This window comes from Flavobacterium sp., assembly GCF_003525665.1.
In the GTDB taxonomy this organism is placed as follows: Bacteria; Bacteroidota; Bacteroidia; order Flavobacteriales; family Flavobacteriaceae; genus Flavobacterium.
Genome location: NZ_DQDX01000084.1, coordinates 46,777 through 53,115, shown reverse-complemented (window position 1 = coordinate 53,115; position 6,339 = coordinate 46,777). Strand labels below are relative to the sequence as shown.

Annotated in this window: 7 protein-coding genes (1 of these 7 only partly in view); all 7 read left to right on the top strand. The window is 32.1% G+C overall.

Annotated elements, in window-relative coordinates:
• Positions 1 to 89 precede the first annotated feature (89 nt).
• Positions 90 to 929 carry a prephenate dehydrogenase gene (locus DIU01_RS06300; protein ID WP_290832607.1) on the top strand — a complete coding sequence of 280 codons (840 nt, stop codon included), beginning with the start codon at positions 90 to 92 and terminating at the stop codon, positions 927 to 929.
• Between the two features lie 71 nt (positions 930 to 1,000).
• A complete protein-coding gene (locus DIU01_RS06295; protein ID WP_290832605.1) occupies positions 1,001 to 2,086 on the top strand; it encodes a bifunctional 3-deoxy-7-phosphoheptulonate synthase/chorismate mutase type II in 1,086 nt (361 codons plus the stop codon).
• A 75-nt stretch (positions 2,087 to 2,161) separates the two neighbouring features.
• Positions 2,162 to 2,686 carry a hypothetical protein gene (locus DIU01_RS06290; RefSeq protein ID WP_290832603.1) on the top strand — a complete coding sequence of 175 codons (525 nt, stop codon included), beginning with the start codon at positions 2,162 to 2,164 and terminating at the stop codon, positions 2,684 to 2,686.
• Between the two features lie 99 nt (positions 2,687 to 2,785).
• A complete protein-coding gene (rsgA, locus tag DIU01_RS06285; protein WP_290832601.1) occupies positions 2,786 to 3,766 on the top strand; it encodes a ribosome small subunit-dependent GTPase A in 981 nt (326 codons plus the stop codon).
• A gap of 73 nt (positions 3,767 to 3,839) precedes the next feature.
• A complete protein-coding gene (gene dtd, locus DIU01_RS06280) occupies positions 3,840 to 4,292 on the top strand; it encodes a D-aminoacyl-tRNA deacylase (RefSeq protein ID WP_290832599.1) in 453 nt (150 codons plus the stop codon).
• Between the two features lie 51 nt (positions 4,293 to 4,343).
• Positions 4,344 to 6,251 carry a DUF3857 domain-containing protein gene (locus DIU01_RS06275; protein WP_290832597.1) on the top strand — a complete coding sequence of 636 codons (1,908 nt, stop codon included), beginning with the start codon at positions 4,344 to 4,346 and terminating at the stop codon, positions 6,249 to 6,251.
• Positions 6,252 to 6,254: 3 nt separating this feature from the next.
• Positions 6,255 to 6,339, top strand: the beginning of a protein-coding gene (locus DIU01_RS06270; RefSeq protein WP_290832595.1) for a DUF3857 domain-containing protein. It continues 1,853 nt past the right edge of the window; 85 of the gene's 1,938 nt are visible here — the first part of the coding sequence; its start codon is at positions 6,255 to 6,257; its stop codon lies beyond the right edge, outside the window.

The window sequence follows — 6,339 nt, the reverse complement described above, 5'->3', positions numbered from 1 at the left end:
CGTAGAGACGCGATTCATCGCGTCTATATTCACCGCGTCTATATTTATCGCGTCTAAATTCATCGCGTCAAAATAAAAATAAAAAAAACATGAACATTTACATAATAGGTATCGGATTAATCGGCGGTTCAATGGCATTAGACATAAAATCAATTTATGATGATGCAAAGGTATTCGGCATTGACGCCAACGAAAAACATTTGGATGAAGCAATTCACCTTGGATTAATTGACGAAAAAGCATCTGAAAATGATTTAATTAACGCAGATTTGGTAATTGTTTCTGTTCCAGTTGATGTGGGTTTAGTAATTTTGCCTAACATTTTAGATAAAATTGGCGAGCAAACCTTAGTTTTTGATGTAGGTTCAACCAAATTACCAATCTGTGATGCAATTCAAAATCATCCAAAAAGAAGAAATTTTTTAGCATGTCATCCCATTGCTGGAACCGAATTTTCTGGACCAAAAGCAGCTTTAAAAGGATTATTTGAAGGAAAAACAAACATCATTTGCGAAGTAGAAAAAACAACCTTCAAGTTGCAAGAAACGGCAATGGATTTGTTCAAAAAACTCGGCATGCGAATTCGATACATGGATCCAAAATCGCACGACAAACACATTGCTTATGTTTCACATTTGTCGCACATAAGTTCGTTCATGCTTGGAAAAACTGTTATTGAGAAAGAAAAAGACGAACAAGATATTTTTGACATGGCAGGTTCAGGATTTGAAAGTACGGTTCGTTTAGCCAAAAGTTCGCCAGCTATGTGGACGCCAATTTTTAAACAAAACAAAAAACAAGTAGTAAAATCGTTAGAAGAATACATTCAGAATTTAACGCATTTTAAAGAATTATTAGAAAACGATAACTACGACGAAGTTTTCAACGAAATGCAGAATACTAATAGAATTAAAGAGATATTAAAATAAAATTGTTGTCAGTTGTCTGTTATCGGTTTCGAAACTGACAACAAACAACTGACAACCGACAACAAAAGAAAATGGAAAATAAAAAAGAAATGAGAACGTGGTTAAATGATTTCAATTTAACGCATCCGCTAGTAATTGCTGGACCTTGTAGTGCAGAAACAGAAGAACAAGTATTAAAAATCGCTCACGAATTAAAAAATTCTGACGTATCAATTTTTAGAGCTGGAATTTGGAAACCAAGAACACGTCCAGGAGGATTTGAAGGCGTTGGTGCCATTGGATTAAAATGGTTGCAAAAAGCCAAAGCCGAAACAGGTTTGTTAATGGCGACTGAAGTTGCAAATGCGGCTCACGTAAAATTAGCATTAGAACACGATATTGATGTTTTGTGGATTGGAGCTCGAACTACTGTTAACCCATTTGCGGTTCAAGAAATTGCCGATGCTTTGCAAAATACTGATAAAATTGTATTAGTAAAAAATCCGGTAAATCCAGATTTGGCTTTGTGGATTGGTGGTGTTGAACGTTTGTACAATGCTGGAATCAAAAAATTAGGAGTTATTCACAGAGGTTTTTCTACATATGAAAAAACTAAATACAGAAACATTCCAGAATGGCAAATTGCTATTGAATTGCAAAGTAAGTTTCCAGATTTGCCTTTAATTATTGACCCGTCGCACATTACTGGTCGTAGAGATATGATTCAAGAAGTGTCGCAACAAGCTTTAGATTTGAACTATGATGGTTTGATTATTGAAACGCATACCGATCCAGATAATGCTTGGAGTGATGCTGCACAACAAGTGACACCAACAGTATTGAAACAAATTTTTGAAGATTTAAAAGTCAAAAAAACATCGTCTAACGAAGAAGATTTTAATACAGAAATGATAAAACTTCGTGCTAATATTGATATTGCCGATGCCAAATTGTTAGAGATTTTAGGAAACCGAATGAAAGTAGCCGAACAAATTGGAGCATTAAAAAAAGCCAAAAATGTAGCTGTTTTACAAAATAAAAGATGGAATGAAATTCTCGGAAAAATGATTCTTGACGGAGAAGAAAAAGGACTGAGTGAAGAATTTATTTTAAGATTATTTAAAGCAATTCACCAAGAAAGTATTAGTCATCAAGAAAAAGTGATTAATAAAATATAAATACGAAGTTTTACGTATACTGATTTAACAAAAAAATTGTATAATTGCATTCAATTTAAACAAAATCGTAAAACAATGAAAAAAATTATTTTAGTACTTGCAGCAATTTTTAGCTTTGGAGTTGCAAACGCACAAGTTGACATTATTACAAAACACAGTGGAGAAACTGTTGAAGGTAAAGTGATTAGATTAGATGAGTATACAGTTGTTTTCAAATATGATGGTGAAGATGCTGAAAATACCATCGGAAAATATGCAGTTGAAAAAATTGTATATGGTAAAACAAAAAGAGTAGAAGAAGTTACTGAAAAAATTGTTGTTACTGGTGAAGCTGACTGGGAAAAAGTGGTTATTCTTGAAGAAAAATCGTACATCGCTGGTTTGAAAAAAGTAGGTGAAGTTCGTGGAAAAACAGGTTTAATCAATTTCCAAACAGGAAACACTGGAGATAAAAAAGCACAAAAGAAATTGAAAATGGATGCTGCAAAACAAGGTTGTCCTTTCGTTTTATTAACTGCAGACAAAACTACAGTTGGTGCAAATTCTAATGCTATTGGAGGTTCACAAGCAATCAAAACTGGTGTAGCTTACAAATACTAAGATTTTCTAAAGACAGAAAAGGCTGTTTATTAACTTAAGCAGCCTTTTTTTTGTTTGTCAAAATTTAAAATCTAAAATCTAAAATTGTAAATTTGCCAAATGACAGGAACAGTTTACAAATCTACCGGAAGTTGGTACACCGTAAAATCGAATGAAGGTGATTTTATGGAATGCCGTATTAAAGGAAAATTCCGAATTAAAGGCATCAAAAGTACCAATCCTATTGCCGTTGGTGATATTGTAGATTATGATTTGGATGAAACTTCCGATACAGTAACTGGAACGATTCACAATATTCACGATAGAAAAAATTATATCGTTAGAAAATCGGTGAATCTTTCGCATCAAATGCACATTATTGCATCCAATTTAGATTACGTTTTTCTATTGATAACGGTAAATAATCCGCCAACAACATTCAATTTTATAGATAGATTTCTTGTTACTGCCGAAGCTTATGGCATCGAAACTATTTTGGTTTTTAATAAAATCGATACATTAGATGATGCTACCTTAGACGAGCAACTTTACATGCAACACGTTTACCAACAAATTGGTTATAAATGTTTGCGAGTTTCATCAACAGAAGGAAAAGGAATTGAAGAATTAAAAGAATTGATGATTGGCAAAACGACCATGTTTTCAGGGCATTCTGGCGTAGGAAAATCGACTTTAGTCAACGCCATGGAACCAAGTTTGCATTTAAAAACCAAAACAATTTCTGAGCAAAGCATGCAAGGTCAACACACCACAACTTTTGCTGAAATGTATGATTTATCTTTTGGAGCCAAAATTATTGATACACCAGGAATTAAAGGTTTCGGAATTGTTGATATGGAAAAAGAGGAAATTAGTGGTTATTTTCCAGAATTTTTTAAATTAAAAGATCAATGCAAATTCAATAATTGCCTTCACAAAGAAGAACCAAAATGTGCGATTAAAGATGCATTAGAAAAAGACGAAATTTCTTGGACGCGATACAACAGTTATTTGAAAATTTTAGAAGGCGATGACGATCATTACCGAACAGACATTTACAATGATGATCGAATTGCCAGCGATGCAACAAGAAATAAATAATTGTCAATTATGGCATGAAATATTATAAAAATCATGTAGAGACGTGATTTATCACGTCTAAATAATTAAAATAATGAAAGCAGTAATCCAAAGAGTTTCATCGTCATCAGTAACAATTGATTCTAAAATTGTAGCCGAAATTCAATACGGATTATTAATTTTAATAGGAATTGAAGATGCCGATAATCAAGAAGACATCAATTGGTTAACATCTAAAATAGCCAATCTCCGAATATTTCCAGACGAAAACCACGTCATGAATCTTTCTGTAAAAGATTGTGATGGCGATATAATCATTGTAAGCCAATTTACACTTCACGCCGCAACCAAAAAAGGAAATCGACCTAGTTACATAAAAGCATCCAAACCCGAAATTGCCATTCCGCTTTACGAAAAATTTGTTACTGAAATGGAACTCGAAATAGGTAAAAAAGTACAAACAGGACAATTTGGAGCCGACATGAAAGTAGCATTAGTTAATGACGGACCAGTTACTATAATTATTGATTCAAAAAATAAAGAGTAATAGTATTTATTATAAATAAATTCCTATTTTTGATTAAATACTTTTTTGTACATGAAATATAAAATTATTGTATTCTTCGCACTACTTGTTTTCAATTTTTCTCAATCTCAAAGTAGTGATTACTCAGCTTTTTTAGTGCCTGATGAATTAAAAGAAAACGCAAATGCAGTTGTCAGACTTAGTGATTTGAGTATTCAAATTTCTTCTCAAAAATCGATGACTTTGAAATCTAAAATTGTGATTACGGTATATAACGAGTACGGTTTAAAAAATTTAAATCTCCTGGAATATTACGATAAAAATAGAAGAGTATCCAAGCTTGAAGCAACTGTTTATGACTCTTTTGGAAAAGAAATAAAAACGTATAAGAAAAGAGATTTTAAAGAAAGAAGTGTGGCTGATGGCGTTTCCATTTTTAATGATAATAGAGCATTATATTTAGATTTCACTCCAACATCCTTTCCATTCACAATGGTTACAGAATCAGAAATCGAAACTTCAAATACGGCATTTATTCCTTCTTGGTCGCCTATTGACGGTTATTTTGTAAGCACAGAAAAAACAAACTTAAGTATTACCTACAAGCCAGATCTTAAATTGAAGTTTCATGAAAAAAACTTTTCTGAAGCATTATCAATTAAAAAAAGCGAAACTGGTTCTACATTATCGTATACTGCCGAAAGTATAAAAGCAATCAAAAAAGAAGATCTATCACCAAGTTTATATGATTTAGTTCCGATTGTATTTTTCTCATTAGAAAATTTTCATCTTGAGAGCGTGGATGGCACAGCTAAAAATTGGACAGATTTTGGGCAGTGGTATTATAATTCTATTTTATCGGATACAGAAGAATTGCCTGCAGCAACAATTGAAAAAATCAAACAACTTGTTGGAAATGAAAAAGATCCAATTGAAATAGCTAAAATAGTCTACAAATTTGTACAAAATAAAACTAGATATGTAAGTGTTCAAGTAGGAATTGGTGGTTGGAAACCCATGTTGGCAAAAGATGTCGATAAATTAGGGTACGGAGATTGTAAAGCTTTAACCAATTACACGAGAGTTTTATTAAAAAATGTTGGAGTAGCCTCTTACTATACGGTTGTTTATGCAGGAAGTGATGAGAAAAAAAACATCAATAAAGACTTTGTGTCAATTCAAGGAAATCATGTCATTTTGGCTCTTCCTACAGACAAAGAAATGATTTGGTTAGAATGTACAAGCCAGATTCAGCCTTTTGGATTGCAAGGAGACTTCACTGATGATAGAAACGTATTAGTGATAAAACCAGAAGGAGGCGAAATCATTAAGACAAAAACGTATGATGAGAAAGAAACTACCAAATTTACTAAGGCCAGTTATCAAATGTTGGATGATGGAACTATAAAAGGCAAGGTTGAAATATTGTCTAAAGGTCTTCATTACGACAATGCTTTCTCTAAAGAGAGAATGGGTAAAGAGCAACAAGTGGAGCGTTATAAAGAGGAGTTTAGCAATGTAAACAATTTAAAAATTGATAAAATATCTATTAATAACGACACTAACAAAATATTATTTAATGAACAAATTGAAGTTAGTGCAACCAATTATGCGCAAATCAATAATGGAAAACTAATTTTTGTTCTAAATGCTTTTGACCAAAATATATTTACACCTAAAAAATATAAAAGCAGAGAAAATGCGTTCAGAATAATAAGAGGATTTAATGACCAAAGTGAAACAGAAATTTCGATTCCAGCTGACTTTAAAATTGAAGCTAAACCGCAAGGAATTGAGTTAAGTAGTGAATTTGGATATTATAAAATTGAGTTTAATCAAGTTAATGATAAGTTGATTTGTAAACGAAAATTAATAGTGAAGCAAGGTTTGTTTGGCAAAGAAAATTATGAGATTTACAGAAAATTTAGAGAAACAATAGCTAAGAGTGATAGTTCTAAAGTAATCCTAACTAAAATATAAAGCATGAAAAAACTTCTATTATTGATCTTGTTAATGGGTAATTTAATTACAAGTGCCCAAAATAATTATAAGTTAGGGAAAGTAACAA

What these genes read in the sequence shown, in the direction of transcription:
- dtd (WP_290832599.1), top strand. Translation starts at nt 3,840, where the DNA reads ATGAAAGCAGTAATCCAAAGAGTTTCATCGTCATCAGTAACAATTGAT.
- DIU01_RS06300 (WP_290832607.1), top strand. Translation starts at nt 90, where the DNA reads ATGAACATTTACATAATAGGTATCGGATTAATCGGCGGTTCAATGGCA.
- rsgA (WP_290832601.1), top strand. Translation starts at nt 2,786, where the DNA reads ATGACAGGAACAGTTTACAAATCTACCGGAAGTTGGTACACCGTAAAA.
- DIU01_RS06275 (WP_290832597.1), top strand. Translation starts at nt 4,344, where the DNA reads ATGAAATATAAAATTATTGTATTCTTCGCACTACTTGTTTTCAATTTT.
- DIU01_RS06290 (WP_290832603.1), top strand. Translation starts at nt 2,162, where the DNA reads ATGAAAAAAATTATTTTAGTACTTGCAGCAATTTTTAGCTTTGGAGTT.
- DIU01_RS06295 (WP_290832605.1), top strand. Translation starts at nt 1,001, where the DNA reads ATGGAAAATAAAAAAGAAATGAGAACGTGGTTAAATGATTTCAATTTA.